We start from the raw sequence: 15,324 nt of genomic DNA, 5'->3' as shown, positions 1-15,324 counted from the left end.
TTGAATTGCTATGGAAGGCAGTTGTATGATATAATGAAAAGCAATCACATTAAATCAAACGATACAGGAGGTTTCTTATGTCCAGAAAGAATCTGATCGTCGGTCAGTCCGGCGGTCCTACCGCAGTAATTAACAGCAGCCTTTACGGAGTTGTATCCGAGGGAATGCGTCATCCGGAAGCTATTGAGCATGTTTACGGAATGATAAACGGAATTGAAGGATTTTTAAATGGAACAGTTCTTGACTTTGCCGAAGCACTTCCGGGAGAGAAACTTGACGGTCTGAAAGTCACACCAGGTGCTTATCTTGGTTCCTGCCGCTATAAATTGCCGGAATCACTGGAAGATCCGGTTTATCCAAGACTTTTTAAAAAATTTGAAGAAATGAATATTGGCTGGTTTTTCTATATCGGTGGAAATGATTCCATGGATACGGTGAGCAAACTTTCCCGTTATGCTGCGCAGACAGGCAGTGATATCCGTATCCTCGGAGAACCAAAAACAATCGACAATGATCTGATCCACACAGACCATACTCCGGGATTTGGAAGTGCAGCCAGATATGTAGCTTCTACAGTCCGCGAGATTATCATAGATGCAAATGTTTATGAAAAGAAATCCGTAACGATTATAGAAATTATGGGCCGCCACGCAGGATGGCTCACTGCTGCATCTGCATTTGCCCGCAAATATACAGGAGACAACCCTCTTCTCATCTACCTTCCGGAAACAGCCTTTGACCAGGAAGAATTTCTTAAAGCAGTAGAGAACTCCTTTGAGAAAAACTGCAATGTCATTGTCTGCGTATCAGAAGGAATCCATGACGACAAGGGCACATTTATCTGTGAATACGACAATTCCGTAGGCACTGATACCTTTGGACACAAAATGCTGGCAGGCTGTGGTAAATATCTCGAAAACCTTGTCAGAAACCGCCTCGGTGTAAAAGCCCGTTCTGTAGAACTCAACGTCAGCCAGCGTTGCTCTGCATCCATGATGTCCGCCACAGACCAGCAGGAAGCCATCAAAGCCGGAGAATTCGGCGTACAGGCAGCTCTCAACGGCGAAACAGGAAAAATGATCTCATTTATCCGCAAAGAAACCTCTGACGGAACCTATATCATGGAATGTGGTCTTGAAGACGTCAATGCCATCTGCAACGAAGAAAAAACAGTTCCATCAGAGTGGATCACAGAAGACGGATCTGACGTCACTGAAGCCTTCATAAACTACGCCCGCCCTCTGATCCAGGGAACAGTACAGATCCCCTGCGGCGAAGACGGCCTCCCGTCATTCGTATACCGAAAATAGTATAGATTGACGGACGCGCAGGAAAATTAATTGTCTGGCGTGCGGTTTCGGACACTAAGATATTCTAAGGCGATAAAAATCTGCTAAAAGCATGAGCCCGCAGGGTCAAACTCGCTGTCGCTCAGACAGTGACCCTGTGGGCTCATAACGCATATTTTTATCGTCTAAGAATATCTAAGTATCCTGCAAATGCACGCCAGACAATTAATTTTCCTGCGCTGTTATAATATATATCAGTAGATTGCAAATATAAAGATAACTGTTTCGCAGTTTATTATCGGATACTATAAACAAAATCACATATTATAATAAGCCGCATACACTCCATTCATATCCAACAGCTCTTCATGTGTCCCCCTCTCAGCAATCCCATCCTCAGTGATCACAATAATCTCATCCGCATCCCTGATCGTAGAAAGTCTGTGCGCGATAGTAATAGTAGTACGGTTCTGTGAAAGCTCTTCAAGACTTCTCTGGATCCATCGTTCACTCTCATTATCCAGAGCGCTCGTAGCTTCATCAAGGATCAGGATCGGCGGATTCTTCAGGAACACACGTGCAATGGAAATCCTCTGTTTCTGACCGCCCGAAAGTCTTGTTCCGCGTTCTCCGACATAGGTATCATACTGCTGTGGAAGTTCCATAATAAAATCATGAATGCTTGCCCGCTTTGCAGCTGCAATAATCTCTTCATCAGAAGCTCCCGGTTTTCCATATGCAATATTATCCCGGATCGTACCGTCAAACAGATAGACATCCTGCTGTACAGTTCCGATATTATTTCTGAGACTCTTCAGAGTCAGGCCGCGGATATCTTTTCCATCAACAGTGATCCGTCCCTCTGTTACATCATAAAAGCGTGGCAGAAGAGAACAGATAGTAGTTTTCCCGCCACCTGACGGACCCACAAGTGCCACAGACTTTCCGGCAGGGATATCAATAGATATATCACTGAGAACAGGGGTATTATCGTCACTGTAATGAAAAGATACATGCTCATAGCTTACATGTCCCTTCACATCAGTAAGTTCTCTGGCATCCGGAGCGTCTGTGATCTCTGACTCTGTTTCCATAACATCAAGGAAACGGCGGAAGCCTGAAAGACCCTTTTGCATCATTTCTACCAACTCGACCAGAATCTGGATCGGACTGATAAAGATTCCGATATAAAGTGCATACATGGCAAGATCTGCAGTCTGCATTTCTCCGTTGGCAATGAGATAACCGCCATACACCAGAGTGACCAGATACATCATTCCCTGAAAGAACAGATTAGAGCTCATAAAGCTTCCCATACAGCGATAATTATCACGCTTTGAAAGCAGAAAAGCTTCATTGCTTTTTTTGAATTTGTTATGTTCAATATCCTCATTTGCAAAGGACTGTACCACACGGATACCGGAAAGTGTGTCCTGGAGACTTGCATTGACATCCCCGATCTTACGTCTGTTTTCCATAAAAGTTGCCTGCATTCGGGCATTCTGCTTAAAGGAAAACCAAAACATAACAATAACGAGGATGATCAGTGGAAATGCCAGTTTCTTATTGATAAAGAAAAGAAAGACAAAAGCACCGATGATCTTTACCAGAGAGATAAAAAGGTTTTCAGGACCATGGTGTGCAAACTCGGAAATATCAAAAAGATCACTGACCAGCTTGCTCATCATCTGACCGGAATTATTCTGACTGTAATAGGAAAATGAAAGCTGCTGGTAATGATCAAATAATTCCTGTCGCATATCCCGTTCCATATTTGCTCCCATCATGTGTCCCTGGCAGGTTACATAATATTTGCAGAGACATTGGATCACATACATAAGAAAGAGTCCTCCTGCAATCACAGGCAGTGCATGAAGAATCCTTGACTGATCCTGAGTGAACAGTGTTTTTGTCATAGTCCGCAGGATCTGAGGATATGCCAGATCTATCAGACTGATCACGGCAGCACATATCAGATCAATAAAAAAGACCGTCTTATACGGACCATAGTAGTGGATGAATTTTTTGATAGTATTCATAAGATAAAATCCTTTCATCTGTGATAGAATATATGTGATTTTATAGTAACATAACAGAAAGGAAAGTCAATAGAGGGGCAGGAACAGGACTTTAAAAGGAAGCTTTTTTGTGTTATATTGTGGTTATGGTAATTTCACAGGAGAGGAAGATGATCTGATGCAGGACAGAAAGCTTGAACAGGCTCTGGAGATTTATTTTCAGGAAAATCCGGACAGAGAGTCCGATAAATATCAGGAGATACAGAAATACCTGAAGCTCAGAATACGTTCTGTAATGGAGCTTCTGATAGAGAATGAGGATACAGAAAGGATGGAGCAGATCGAGAAATGCGGATGGTTTTCCGCAAATGAGCTGGAGAATTTTATAAGATGTGCACAGGAAAAAGCAAAGCTGCGTTCTCTGGTATGGCTGCTTCATCTGAAAGATAAAAAATATGGATACCAAAAAAAAGACTTTTCACTGTAAAACAACAACAGAGCAGGAACTTACCGGAAAAAAAATCCTGCAAAACTGCAGAAATCAATTATATCTGGACTTTCCCTATCTGGATGGGGCATTTACAAGTCTGGAATACAAAGCAGACAGCAGCATTGATACAATTGGGACAGACGGGGAGCTGATTTATTTTAATCCGGTATTTCTTATGAAAAAATATCTGGAAGATCCGGCAGCAGTAAGAAGAGGATATCTGCACATGCTGCTTCACTGTCTGTACCTTCATATTTTCATGGAACCTGACAGAGATTCCGGTGAATGGGACAGGGAATGCGACTGTTTTGTAGAGCAGCTGATCGACAAGGCTGTCGGAGAAGGCAAAATCAGCCTGAAGAAAAGAAAATCAGATGATACACAGGTGAACACAAATACTTTTGATGATCACATATTCTGGCAGAGAACTGCCGGACAGGCATCAGGAGGCAGGAGAACAAAGGAAAAATGGGAACATATCCTTGCTTATACCTCACAGAATAAGACCGGTATGCAAAGCAGGGCAGGGACTCAGACAAACGATCAGCAGGAAGAACTGGATGAGATCTACCGCAGTAAATATGATTACCGGAAATTTCTGAAGCAGTTCTGCAGACTGCGGGAGGAAGTGGAGCTGGATACGGAGAGCTTTGATTATATTTTTTACAGCTTTGGAATGGAACATTATGGAAATATTCCATTGATAGAACCGTTGGAGTATAAAGAAGTAAACCGTCTGGAGGAGCTGGTGATCGCCATTGACACATCCGGTTCATGTTCAGGAGAAACTGTACAGAGATTTCTGGGTGAAACCTATGGGATTTTAAGTGAAAAAGAGAATTTTTTCAGCAGGATGAAGGTATATATCGTCCAGTGCGACTGTTTTATCCAGAAAGTGGATGTGATCCATTCTGAGGAAGAGTGGAAGGAACACATCCGGAACGTTAAGATCCAGGGCAGGGGAGGTACAGATTTCCGCCCTGTATTTGAATTGATCCGTCAGGAAAAAGAGAGAAAAGAACTGAAGAATCTCAGAGCACTGATCTATTTTACAGATGGTGACGGGATTTATCCGGGACAAAAGCCGGATTATGAGACTGCATTTGTATTTCTGAAACGGACGGACAAGATGAAACTGGTGCCGCCATGGGCGAAATGTCTGATCACAGGAATGGGGCAAACTGCGGAGCAGATGTCAGTTTGAGTAAATAATGTTACTGTTCACTGGTAATATCCCGCGAGGTGTTTTTTGTGAGCGAAGGTCACAGAAAACCCGAGACATACTGCGCGAATTTATGCGATTAGCATAAATTCTGTGCATCGCGAAGCGTGTTGCTGGGAACGGAGTGAACAGTAACTAAATAATTAGCAGGAGTATGATAATAAAATGAACATACAGGAAGCAAAAACAGAAATCTGTAATACACTTCGCGCATATCTGGCGAAGGATGAGAATGGATATTATACTTATCCTCTGATCCGTCAGAGACCGCTGTTGCTGATCGGTCCGCCGGGAATCGGCAAAACTGCCATTATGGAACAGGCGGCAGCAGAGTGCGGTGTGGGACTTGTAGCCTACACCATTACCCATCACACCCGTCAGAGTGCCATCGGTCTTCCGGAGATCGTTAAACGGAATTACGGTGGAAAAGGAATGATGGTGACAGATTACACAATGAGTGAGATCGTGGCATCTGTCTATGATTGTATGGAGAATACAGGCAGGAAAGAGGGAATCCTGTTTATTGATGAGATCAACTGTGTGTCTGAAACCCTGGCACCGGCAATGCTGGCACTTCTCCAGAATAAAACCTTTGGAAGTCATAAGATTCCGGAAGGCTGGATTCTGGTAGCAGCGGGAAATCCACCGGAGTATAATAAATCTGTCAGGGAATTTGATATTGTCACACTCGACCGTGTCCGTAAGCTTACAATTGAGCCTGACTGCGATATCTGGCTGAAATATGCAGGACAGCAGAATGTGCACCAGGCGATCATTTCTTATCTGTCTGTGAAGAAAAACAATTTCTATGCGGTGGAGAATACAGTAGACGGTAAATTCTTTGTGACTGCCAGGGGATGGGAGGATCTTTCAAGACTTCTGCAAAGCTATGAAAAGCTGGGAATCGGGATTAGTGAGGAACTGGTGGAGGAATTTCTCCAGAAAGAGGAAACAGCCAGAGATTTTGCAGGATTTTATCAGTTATATACAAAGTATGGGGAGGATTATGAAATTCCATCAATCCTGTCCGGAAATCTGAGTCTGGAGAATCTGGAGCAAAAGAAAAAGATGGCTGCAGCCGGAGCTTTTGAGGAGCGTTTTGCAGTTGTAAATCTGATTTTGGGGGCTTTGAGAGAAAAAGCAGAAGAATACGGACAGGCAGATTATCAGCTTGAGGTACTCCATGAAATGCTTCTGCATTTGAGAAATCAGGTGCGAAAGAATGCTGAGGAGGAGAAGCTGGGGATTTCACTGCTTGAAGAATTTGCGCAGGAACAGGAAAACAGTCTGCAGATCAAAGTAAAGATGGAACTGATCTCAGTAAGAGAAAAGAAATATCAGGAGACAGCGATCCGCAGGCTGAGGAAATATATTCTGACAGCAAAGCAAGATCATGTGCGATCAGCTGAAAATGGATTTAAGCGGATCAGTAAATGTTTTGAAAAAGAAGCAGTATGCAGAGAAGATCTGATACAGAAACTTCAGGGAGAGCTGCAGAATGCCTTTTCATTTATTAAAGAGAGCTTTGGCGAAAATCAGGAAATGCTGCTTTTCGTGACAGGGATCACAGCGGATAAGGCAATGACTTCGTTTATTGCCGGAAATGGCTGTCCGGCATATTTTGAACACAGTGAGATGCTTTTATATAATAAAGAAGAAAATGAACTGCGAAAAGCGTGTCTGGAGGCAGTGCATGATGGATTACAGGAAGAATGATGTGACCGGGTATAATAGTCTGTCACAGACAGCGGTTGGAAACGGATGTCTGTATATTATATAGAAGTCAATCAGACAGCAGCTGATACATAGCAGCAATGTGCTGCGGAAATGGAGGAAGAATGTCAGAAAAACAGCCTAAAAAAAAGAAGACAGCAGGGGATGTTGTGTTGACGGTTGTTCTGATCGCAGCAATCTGTGTATTCTGTTATGCAGGATATAATCTGTTTCATATTTATACAGAATATAAGAAAGGTACGGATGAGTACAATTCGATCACACAGATGGCGGTAACAGAACGAGATCCGGATGGAGAAGCGGCAGGACCGGAAGCCGGCAGTGAGCTGAAAGCACCTATGGATATTGACTTTGCATCTCTTAAAAGTGTAAATGATGATGTAGTGGGATGGATTTATGTGGAAGCAGTGCCGGATATCAATTATCCCATTGTGCATGGCAAAGACAATGAAACTTATCTTCACAGAACTTATGAGAAGAATTACAATTTTGCAGGTACTATCTTTGTGGACTATGAAAACAAAGGTGATTTCAGTGACTGTAATACGATCGTGTATGGCCATAATATGAAAAATGGTTCCATGTTTGCTCAGCTTAAGAAGTTTACACAGGATGAAGAGACTTATAAGAAGAGCAAATATTTCTGGATCTTTACACCTGAGAAAAACTACAGGTATGAGATTATTTCTGCGTACACCACAGGTGTGAACAGTGATACCTATACCCTGTTTAAGGGACCGGGTGAGGAATTTGAAAAATATCTGGAAAAGATCAGAGGATATTCCGAGATCCGGACAGATGCAGAAGGAATGAACATAAAGGACAAGATCATTACTCTGTCTACCTGTACAGGAAACGAGGCAACCCGTTATGTTGTCCAGGGAAAACGTGTAGATACACTTGATGTTGAAAAGTAGAAGTTAAGAGGATAAGATCATCCGCTTTGCTACTTGATTCGGTTAAAGAACAGTTGTCTGAATCAGAAGAAAGGTGTATTGCTGTAAAAGCAGATGATAAAATTGCAGTAACAGTGTTTGGAAAAAATAAAGGAGGAATTCTAAATGGCAGGAGAAGTTGAGAGATTACAGGAATTTGTAGACAAATATGACAATATTGTCTTCTTCGGCGGCGCAGGTGTTTCCACAGAGAGCGGAATCCCGGATTTCAGAAGTCAGGACGGACTTTATCATCAGAAATATGACTATCCTCCGGAAACGATCTTAAGCCATACATTCTTTATGAGAAAGCCGGAAGAATTTTTCAAATTCTACAGAGACAAGATGCTTTGTGACACTGCAAAACCAAATGCAGCACATCTGAAGCTGGCAGAACTGGAGCAGGCAGGCAAACTGAAAGCAGTTATTACCCAGAATATCGACAATCTGCATCAGATGGCAGGCAGTAAGAAGGTGTTGGAGCTTCATGGAAGTGTATACCGCAATTACTGCATGAAGTGTCACAGATTTTATGATTTTGCCCACATGAAAGCATCCACAGGTGTTCCGAGATGCGAATGTGGTGGAATTATCAAGCCGGATGTGGTATTGTATGAAGAAGGTCTGGACAATCAGACGATCAATGAAGCAGTGAAGGCAATCTCAGAGGCACAGGTGCTGATTATAGGGGGAACTTCCCTGGCTGTTTACCCGGCAGCAGGACTGATCGATTACTTCCGGGGAGAGCACCTTGTAGTGATCAACAAATCCCCGACTCCGAGAGACAGATATGCAGACCTTCTGATCCAGGAGCCGATCGGACAGGTATTTTCACAGATTCATTGCTAGCGTGTCTGAAAAATCAAGGGTAACTGTTCAGCGGTTCGCTATTTGGCGAAGTACAGGACAGTTACTGTCAAAGTTATATAAGAGGAGTAAGAGATTATGGGACTTCCCTATGAAGTTGGTGATATTGTTACATTAAAGAAAGTCCATCCCTGTGGAAGCAGAGACTGGGAAATCTTAAGGGTAGGTGCTGATTTCCGCCTGAAATGTACAGGATGCGGACATCAGATCATGGTACCGCGCAAGATGGTTGAGAAAAATACTAAAAATTTGATAAAAAAAGAAAAATAGTACTTTACAGACACGAAAAACTATGTTAGAATCAACACTCGTGATATATTTTATATCCTTGCTCTTTGACAGGCAAAGGGCCAACAGACCATAAGGAGGTAAAGCAAGACATGAACAAGTACGAGTTAGCATTAGTTGTTAGTGCAAAAGTTGAAGACGAAGTACGTGATGCAGTTGTTGAGAAAGCAAAAGGATACATCACACGTTACAACGGCACTATCACAGAAGTAGAAGAATGGGGTAAGAAAAAATTAGCTTACGAAATTCAGAAAATGCATGAAGGCTTCTACTATTTCATTCAGTTTGAAGCAGACGCACAGTGCCCGGCGGAAGTTGAAAGACACGTTCGCATCATGGACAATGTATTAAGATACTTAGTCGTAAGAAAAGACGCATAATCTTATACAGGGTGGATTTTAGAAGGCACCATTAATTGATCCGTTCAACCATTCAAAGCAGAAACGAAGAGGTATTTATATGAACAAAGTAATTTTAATGGGACGCTTAACAAGAGATCCTGAGGTGAGATATTCCGCAGGAGAGAATGCATTGGCAATTGCCAGATATACACTGGCAGTAGACAGAAGATTCCGCCGTGACGGTGAAGCAACAGCAGACTTTATCAGCTGTGTATCCTTTGGACGTACAGCCGAGTTTGCAGAGAAGTATTTCCGTCAGGGACTTAGAATTGTTGTTTCAGGACGCATTCAGACAGGCAGCTACACCAATCGTGATGGCCAGAAGGTTTACACCACAGAGGTAGTAGTTGAGGAACAGGAGTTTGCTGAGAGCAAGGCAGCCAGCGATAATTACGTAGCTTCCCATCCTCAGACATCAGCACCTGCACCATCCATGCCGGCTCCGGGAGCAGCCAGTGCAGACGGTTTCATGAACATTCCGGATGGAATTGATGAAGAACTGCCGTTTAATTAGTACAAACTGATAGAATAAAATAGGAGGAAAGCAATCATGGCTTACAATAGAGGCGAAAGACCAGACTCTCCAATGAAGAGAAGAGGCGGCCGCAGAAGAAAAAAAGTTTGCGTATTCTGTGGTAAAGAGAATAACGAGATCGACTACAAGGATGTAGCAAAATTAAGAAAATATGTTTCTGAAAGAGGAAAAATCCTCCCAAGAAGAATCACAGGAAACTGTGCAAAACATCAGAGAGCACTGACAGTTGCTATCAAGAGAGCACGTCATATGTCTATGATGCCATACATCCAGGACTAATTCTGAAGATGATAAATGCTGCTCCGCATTTGGCGGAGCAGCATTTTTGCATTTACGAGAATTGCTATAGAACAGAATGAACAGTAACACAATAACCATTATTTTTGTGCGTTCTTCTGTTGCTATGGTAAATTCTGTTCAAATCTGTTATAATATGATTCAAAGGGCGCTTTTCACAGAACCTGCCTATATGCAGCACATTTGCTGTGTACAGGCGAAACAAATAGAATGATGAAGAACGGAAAGAAAGATATGAGTGATAAACTGAAATTAAAAGGGCATATGAAAGCATTCATGCGGTGGCCTCTGATTCTCTCGGCTTTACTGATCGTACTTAATATCTGGGTATATTTTGTCAGCGTGAAGGCTGGTATTATTGTGTCAGGTGGAATCCTGATTTATGTGGGATGTGCAGTAATAATACTCCGATGCCACAGACCGTTCATTGTAAATGAACTGATAGCCTTTGCCAATCAGTATGATTCGCTTGAAAAGAGAATCCTTGAAGAACTGGCATTGCCCTATGCCATTATGGATATGAATGGCAGAATGATCTGGTCCAACAAAGTATTTGCGGAGCTTACAGGTAAAGATCAGTTTTATAAGAAAAATGTCAGCACTGTTTTTCCGGATGTAACAGCTGACAAATTACCGGTTGCAGATAAGAAAGAGACTGCTGAGATCAGTACTCGATTTGGAGAGAAGACTTATCGTATTTCCATGCAGAGGGTGTCTCTTGGTGAAGTGGTTGCCAAAAGTGAGTTTCTGGAGAATCCAAACAGGAATGTCAGCCTGATCGCCATGTATCTGTATGACGATACAGAACTGAAGTCTTACATTAAAAAGAATGAAGACAATAAGCTTGTTGTAGCGTTGGCTTATCTGGATAACTATGAGGAAGCACTTGAGAGTGTAGAGGATGTGAGACGTTCACTTCTGATTGCTCTGATTGACCGGAAGATTACGAAATATTTTTCCAATTTCGATGGTCTTGTAAAGAAACTTGAGAAGGACAAATATTTCCTGATCATGCGCCAGAGTTCGCTTGAGGCTCTGAAAGAACAGAGATTTCATATTCTGGACGAGGTTAAAACAGTTAATATCGGAAATGAGATGGCAATCACTTTGAGTATTGGTGTGGGACTGAATGCCTCCACGTATATTCAAAATTATGAGTATTCACGTATTGCTATAGAGATGGCACTTGGACGTGGCGGTGATCAGGTTGTTATTAAGAATGGAAATAATATTACCTATTACGGCGGAAAGACTCAGCAGATGGAGAAGAATACCCGCGTAAAAGCCAGGGTAAAAGCGCAGGCACTGAAAGAGTTTATGAGTACGAAAGACAGAGTCGTTGTCATGGGACATAAAATCACAGATGTGGATGCGTTGGGAGCAGCAATCGGTATTTTCCGTGCAGGTAAAACACTTGGAAAATCTGTCAGTATTGTAGTGAATGATCCGACAAAATCTATCAGACCGTTGATCGCAGGATATGTGAATAATCCAGACTACGAGCCATCTATGTTTGTGGACAGCGAGCAGGCTAAAGATATGGTAGATAACAATACAGTGGTGGTTGTAGTTGATACTAACAGACCAAGCTATACGGAATGCGAGGAGCTTCTGCACATGACAAAGACAATTGTTGTGCTGGATCATCACAGGCGGGGAAGCGAAGTGATAGAGAATGCGGTGCTTTCCTATGTGGAGCCTTATGCATCCTCAGCCTGTGAGATGGTAGCAGAGATCCTGCAGTATTTCTCGGATGACCTGCGTATCCGCAATATGGAGGCTGACTGTCTCTATGCGGGAATTATGATCGATACAAACAATTTTACTACAAGAGCAGGTGTACGTACCTTTGAGGCTGCTGCATTCTTAAGAAGGAGTGGAGCAGACGTGACCAGAGTACGTAAACTGTTAAGGGATGATCTGAAATCTTATCAGGCACGTGCAGAAGCAGTGAGAACTGCACAGATTTACAGAGAATGCTATGCCATTGCCAGATGTCCAAGTGAAAATCTGGACAGTCCTACAGTTATAGGAGCACAGGCAGCCAATGAGCTTCTGAATATTGCAGGGGTTAAGGCATCCTTTGTACTGACTCAGTACAATAATGAAGTTTATATCAGTGCCAGGGCTATTGACGAAGTCAATGTACAGGTAATGATGGAAAAGATGGGCGGAGGCGGTCATATGAATATTGCCGGTGCCCAGGTCAAGGCTTCTCCGGATGAGGTGGAGAGAATGCTTAAAGACATCATAGATCAGGAATATCAGGAGGAAAACACAAAATGAAAGTAATCTTACTTGAAGACGTAAAAGCACTTGGAAAAAAGGGACAGATTGTAAATGTAAGTGACGGATATGCAAGAAACATGATCCTTCCTAAGAAACTGGGGCTGGAGGCAACTCCTAAGAATTTAAATGATCTGAAACTTCAGAAAGCAAACGAAGAGAAGGTCGCAAAAGAAGTATATGAAGCAGCACAGGCATTTGCAAAGGATCTCGAGACAAAAGAAATCATCCTTACACTGAAAACAGGAGAAGGCGGAAGAACCTTTGGTTCCGTTTCTTCCAAAGAAATCTCTGAAGCAGCAAAGAAACAGTTGAATCTTGACATTGATAAAAAGAAACTGCAGCTTCCTGAGCCAATCCGTACACTTGGTGTTACCCAGGTGCCTGTCAGATTACATCCTAAGGTAACAGGAACTCTTAAAGTATGGGTAAAAGAAGCATAAGTCTTCCGGAGGGATAAAGAATGGAAGAAGCGCTGATTAAAAGAATACTCCCCCACAGTATAGAGGCAGAGCAGTCTGTAATCGGCTCAATGATCCTGGACAGAGATGCGATCCTTGTGGCATCTGAGATACTTACCAGCGATGATTTTTATCAGAAACAATATGGCATCATCTTTGATGCAATGGTGGAATTGTGTAATGAAGGGAAACCGGTAGATCTGGTGACCCTTCAGAATCGTTTAAAGGAGAAAGAACTCCCGCCGGATATCAGCAGTATGGAATATGTAAGAGATCTGATTTCAGCGGTTCCTACTTCTGCAAATGTGAAGTACTACGCAAAGATCGTCAGTGAGAAAGCAGTCCTTCGCAGACTTATCAAGGCAAATGAAGAGATTGCCAACACCTGCTATCTGGAGAAGGAGAATACAGAGATTATTCTGGAAGAAGCAGAAAAAAAACTGTTCAATATTCTCCAGAGACGCAACAATGAAGAATATGTTCCAATCCAGCAGGTAGTTCTGAATGCCATTAATAACATTGAGAAAGCGTCTAAGCTTAAGGGTTCTGTAACAGGTATTCCCACAGGCTTTATGGATCTGGATTATAAAACATCCGGTATGCATCCTTCTGATCTGGTGCTGATCGCAGCCCGTCCTTCCATGGGGAAAACAGCCTTTGTACTGAACATTGCACAGTATATGGCATTCCGAAAGGATGTCACAGTTGCCATATTCAGTCTGGAAATGTCAAAGGAACAGCTGGTGAACCGACTTCTGGCAATGGAATCTCATGTAGATTCCCAGAATATGAGAACAGGTAATCTGAAAGATGAGGACTGGACAAAACTGGTAGAAGGAGCAGATATTATCGGTAAATCTAATCTGATCATTGATGACACGCCGGGTATTTCTATTGCGGAAATGCGCTCCAAATGCAGGAAATATAAGCTGGAACATAATCTCGGGATTATCATGATCGACTATCTGCAGCTGATGAGCGGAAGTGGAAAAAGTGATTCCAGACAGCAGGAAATTTCAGATATTTCCCGTTCTCTGAAAGCTCTTGCCAGAGAGTTGAATGTGCCGGTGATCGCATTGTCTCAGCTCAGCCGTGCGGTGGAACAGCGTCCGGATCACAGACCAATGCTTTCGGATCTTCGAGAATCCGGAGCCATTGAACAGGATGCCGATGTGGTAATGTTTATCTACAGAGATGACTATTATCATAAGGATACAGAGAAGAAGGACATTGCAGAGATCATCATTGCCAAACAGAGAAACGGTCCCATCGGAACAGTAGAACTGGTATGGCTGCCGAGATATACACAGTTTGTGAATATGAAGAAATAAGCTATCTCAGAGGAGTTTGATCTTTGACTGGAATAATATTATAGCAATCCTCTAAAATAATGCATCTTAATCCAGCCCATCAGAGTGTGAAATCCTGCTGAATTGTCTTAAATGTATTATTTACGAGGATTGCTATAGAAAAATTTTACAGGGAAACAGTATCAGGGGGAGAATCCGGTACTGTTTCCCTGTTTTTTGTGTCAAAATAAAGTTTTATAGGGAAGTTTGTCAATCAAAACTTCTTGCAATCTCGGTATGGCGTTTTATAATAAATATACATGATATCAGGATTACGACAGCTGTTTTTACAGTGCAGTGGTTCAATGATATCAGGTGATAGATTGAGTTGTTGATATGCATCAGTGGTTTCTGATGAAAAAATGGACTCAAAAGGAGGAGGGGCAGCATGGAGCAGCGGTATACTGTGACTCAGACCGCAGAAATCCTTGGCGTGAGGGCATCGGTCCTCCGGTACTGGGAGGAAGAACTGGAACTGAGGATATGCAGGAATGAGCAGGGACATCGTTACTATACAGGAAATGATATTACGCTTCTGGCTAATATAAAGGAACTAAAGAAAAGAGGACTTGCCCTGAGAGCAATCAAAGAACTGGTTCCAAGAATTTCAAGGACTGCACCCGGGACTACTGCGAGCAAAGTGAAGCTTCTTGAAGATGAACAGCCTGAGAGGGAAAAAATACTTGAATTTCAGAAAATCATGGAACGTCTGATCGCCCAGGAGTTACATATGAAAAAAGAGGGAGAAGACCAGTGTCGGGATCTGGATGAAACGATCCGTAACAGACAGCTTGCGAGAAAAGAGGCTGCTGCAGCACTGGAAAAAAGAAGCAGGAGGATCAGAAGAAAACATTTGTAAAAGTTATCCATAAAGAAAACAGCTTCGTCTCTGCGGTAAACAGAGATGAAGCTGTTTTGAAATCATGAATTATTCTGCTGGATGAATAGCCTCTGTTGGACATGCATCTGCACATGTTCCGCAGTCTAAGCATGCATCAGCGTCGATTACATAATGCTCATCTCCCTGAGAGATAGCTTCTGCAGGACATTCGCTTTCGCATGTTCCACAGCTTACACATTCGTCTGAAATTACATATGCCATAATTAGAATCCTCCTTATCGTAATAACGTTTTAGGCCCCTTTCGGGGTTC

16 protein-coding genes are annotated in these 15,324 nt (G+C 42.6%); 14 read left to right on the top strand and 2 right to left on the bottom strand.

The window, feature by feature from the left end; translation table 11 throughout:
• Positions 1-77: 77 nt before the first annotated feature.
• Positions 78-1,310 carry a 6-phosphofructokinase gene (locus I4V44_RS11290; RefSeq protein WP_196002725.1) on the top strand — a complete coding sequence of 411 codons (1,233 nt, stop codon included), beginning with the start codon at positions 78-80 and terminating at the stop codon, positions 1,308-1,310.
• A 296-nt stretch (positions 1,311-1,606) separates the two neighbouring features.
• Here the strand turns inward: I4V44_RS11290 and I4V44_RS11285 are convergent, their stop codons facing one another.
• Entirely contained in the window at positions 1,607-3,328 is a 1,722-nt protein-coding gene (locus I4V44_RS11285) for an ABC transporter ATP-binding protein (protein ID WP_118610572.1), read from the bottom strand.
• A 109-nt stretch (positions 3,329-3,437) separates the two neighbouring features.
• Here I4V44_RS11285 and I4V44_RS11280 point away from each other — a divergent pair, with 109 nt between their 5' ends.
• From I4V44_RS11280 to I4V44_RS11220, 13 genes are all read left to right on the top strand, one after another.
• Complete coding sequence (locus I4V44_RS11280; RefSeq protein ID WP_008707895.1) at positions 3,438-3,794, top strand: hypothetical protein; 357 nt, start codon at positions 3,438-3,440, stop codon at positions 3,792-3,794.
• Entirely contained in the window at positions 3,763-5,001 is a 1,239-nt protein-coding gene (locus tag I4V44_RS11275; protein ID WP_196002724.1) for a vWA domain-containing protein, read from the top strand. The genes I4V44_RS11280 and I4V44_RS11275 overlap by 32 nt, the downstream gene beginning before the upstream one ends.
• A 183-nt stretch (positions 5,002-5,184) precedes the next feature.
• On the top strand, positions 5,185-6,735 hold the full coding sequence (locus tag I4V44_RS11270; protein WP_196002723.1) for an AAA family ATPase: 1,551 nt from the start codon (positions 5,185-5,187) through the stop codon (positions 6,733-6,735).
• Positions 6,736-6,857: 122 nt separating this feature from the next.
• Positions 6,858-7,670 carry a class B sortase gene (srtB, locus tag I4V44_RS11265; protein ID WP_118610570.1) on the top strand — a complete coding sequence of 271 codons (813 nt, stop codon included), beginning with the start codon at positions 6,858-6,860 and terminating at the stop codon, positions 7,668-7,670.
• Positions 7,671-7,814: 144 nt separating this feature from the next.
• Positions 7,815-8,537 carry an NAD-dependent protein deacylase gene (locus I4V44_RS11260; RefSeq protein WP_119243342.1) on the top strand — a complete coding sequence of 241 codons (723 nt, stop codon included), beginning with the start codon at positions 7,815-7,817 and terminating at the stop codon, positions 8,535-8,537.
• 96 nt (positions 8,538-8,633) lie between these two features.
• Positions 8,634-8,825: a DUF951 domain-containing protein gene (locus I4V44_RS11255; protein ID WP_008707901.1), complete on the top strand. Its 192-nt coding sequence runs from the start codon at positions 8,634-8,636 to the stop codon at positions 8,823-8,825.
• A gap of 110 nt (positions 8,826-8,935) precedes the next feature.
• Complete coding sequence (gene rpsF, locus I4V44_RS11250; protein WP_020993443.1) at positions 8,936-9,223, top strand: 30S ribosomal protein S6; 288 nt, start codon at positions 8,936-8,938, stop codon at positions 9,221-9,223.
• Between the two features lie 79 nt (positions 9,224-9,302).
• On the top strand, positions 9,303-9,758 hold the full coding sequence (locus I4V44_RS11245; RefSeq protein WP_055200869.1) for a single-stranded DNA-binding protein: 456 nt from the start codon (positions 9,303-9,305) through the stop codon (positions 9,756-9,758).
• 36 nt (positions 9,759-9,794) lie between these two features.
• Positions 9,795-10,058 (top strand): 30S ribosomal protein S18, encoded by a 264-nt coding sequence (gene rpsR, locus I4V44_RS11240; RefSeq protein WP_008707906.1) that lies wholly within the window; start codon positions 9,795-9,797, stop codon positions 10,056-10,058.
• A 252-nt stretch (positions 10,059-10,310) separates the two neighbouring features.
• On the top strand, positions 10,311-12,362 hold the full coding sequence (locus tag I4V44_RS11235; RefSeq protein ID WP_118610580.1) for a DHH family phosphoesterase: 2,052 nt from the start codon (positions 10,311-10,313) through the stop codon (positions 12,360-12,362).
• Positions 12,359-12,805 (top strand): 50S ribosomal protein L9, encoded by a 447-nt coding sequence (rplI, locus tag I4V44_RS11230; protein WP_008707912.1) that lies wholly within the window; start codon positions 12,359-12,361, stop codon positions 12,803-12,805. Before I4V44_RS11235 ends, rplI begins: the two co-directional genes overlap by 4 nt.
• Before the next feature lie 20 nt (positions 12,806-12,825).
• A complete protein-coding gene (gene dnaB, locus I4V44_RS11225; RefSeq protein ID WP_008707914.1) occupies positions 12,826-14,154 on the top strand; it encodes a replicative DNA helicase in 1,329 nt (442 codons plus the stop codon).
• Positions 14,155-14,560: 406 nt separating this feature from the next.
• Entirely contained in the window at positions 14,561-15,031 is a 471-nt protein-coding gene (locus tag I4V44_RS11220; protein WP_008707916.1) for a MerR family transcriptional regulator, read from the top strand.
• 69 nt (positions 15,032-15,100) lie between these two features.
• Here the strand turns inward: I4V44_RS11220 and I4V44_RS11215 are convergent, their stop codons facing one another.
• Positions 15,101-15,274, bottom strand: a complete 174-nt coding sequence (locus I4V44_RS11215; protein ID WP_008707918.1) for a DUF362 domain-containing protein — start codon at positions 15,272-15,274, stop codon at positions 15,101-15,103.
• Positions 15,275-15,324: the final 50 nt, after the last annotated feature.

Source organism: Blautia sp. 1001283B150304_161114_C9, from assembly GCF_015668165.1.
Classification (GTDB): domain Bacteria; phylum Bacillota; class Clostridia; order Lachnospirales; family Lachnospiraceae; genus Blautia_A; species Blautia_A wexlerae.
This window is presented reverse-complemented; position numbering and strand designations above follow the sequence as displayed.

Coding starts and splice junctions, on each gene's coding strand:
- rpsF (WP_020993443.1), top strand. CDS start 8,936: ATGAACAAGTACGAGTTAGCATTAGTTGTTAGTGCAAAAGTTGAAGAC.
- I4V44_RS11275 (WP_196002724.1), top strand. CDS start 3,763: ATGGATACCAAAAAAAAGACTTTTCACTGTAAAACAACAACAGAGCAG.
- I4V44_RS11260 (WP_119243342.1), top strand. CDS start 7,815: ATGGCAGGAGAAGTTGAGAGATTACAGGAATTTGTAGACAAATATGAC.
- I4V44_RS11235 (WP_118610580.1), top strand. CDS start 10,311: ATGAGTGATAAACTGAAATTAAAAGGGCATATGAAAGCATTCATGCGG.
- I4V44_RS11255 (WP_008707901.1), top strand. CDS start 8,634: ATGGGACTTCCCTATGAAGTTGGTGATATTGTTACATTAAAGAAAGTC.
- rplI (WP_008707912.1), top strand. CDS start 12,359: ATGAAAGTAATCTTACTTGAAGACGTAAAAGCACTTGGAAAAAAGGGA.
- dnaB (WP_008707914.1), top strand. CDS start 12,826: ATGGAAGAAGCGCTGATTAAAAGAATACTCCCCCACAGTATAGAGGCA.
- I4V44_RS11245 (WP_055200869.1), top strand. CDS start 9,303: ATGAACAAAGTAATTTTAATGGGACGCTTAACAAGAGATCCTGAGGTG.
- I4V44_RS11270 (WP_196002723.1), top strand. CDS start 5,185: ATGAACATACAGGAAGCAAAAACAGAAATCTGTAATACACTTCGCGCA.
- rpsR (WP_008707906.1), top strand. CDS start 9,795: ATGGCTTACAATAGAGGCGAAAGACCAGACTCTCCAATGAAGAGAAGA.
- I4V44_RS11215 (WP_008707918.1), bottom strand. CDS start 15,274: ATGGCATATGTAATTTCAGACGAATGTGTAAGCTGTGGAACATGCGAA.
- srtB (WP_118610570.1), top strand. CDS start 6,858: ATGTCAGAAAAACAGCCTAAAAAAAAGAAGACAGCAGGGGATGTTGTG.
- I4V44_RS11285 (WP_118610572.1), bottom strand. CDS start 3,328: ATGAATACTATCAAAAAATTCATCCACTACTATGGTCCGTATAAGACG.
- I4V44_RS11290 (WP_196002725.1), top strand. CDS start 78: ATGTCCAGAAAGAATCTGATCGTCGGTCAGTCCGGCGGTCCTACCGCA.
- I4V44_RS11220 (WP_008707916.1), top strand. CDS start 14,561: ATGGAGCAGCGGTATACTGTGACTCAGACCGCAGAAATCCTTGGCGTG.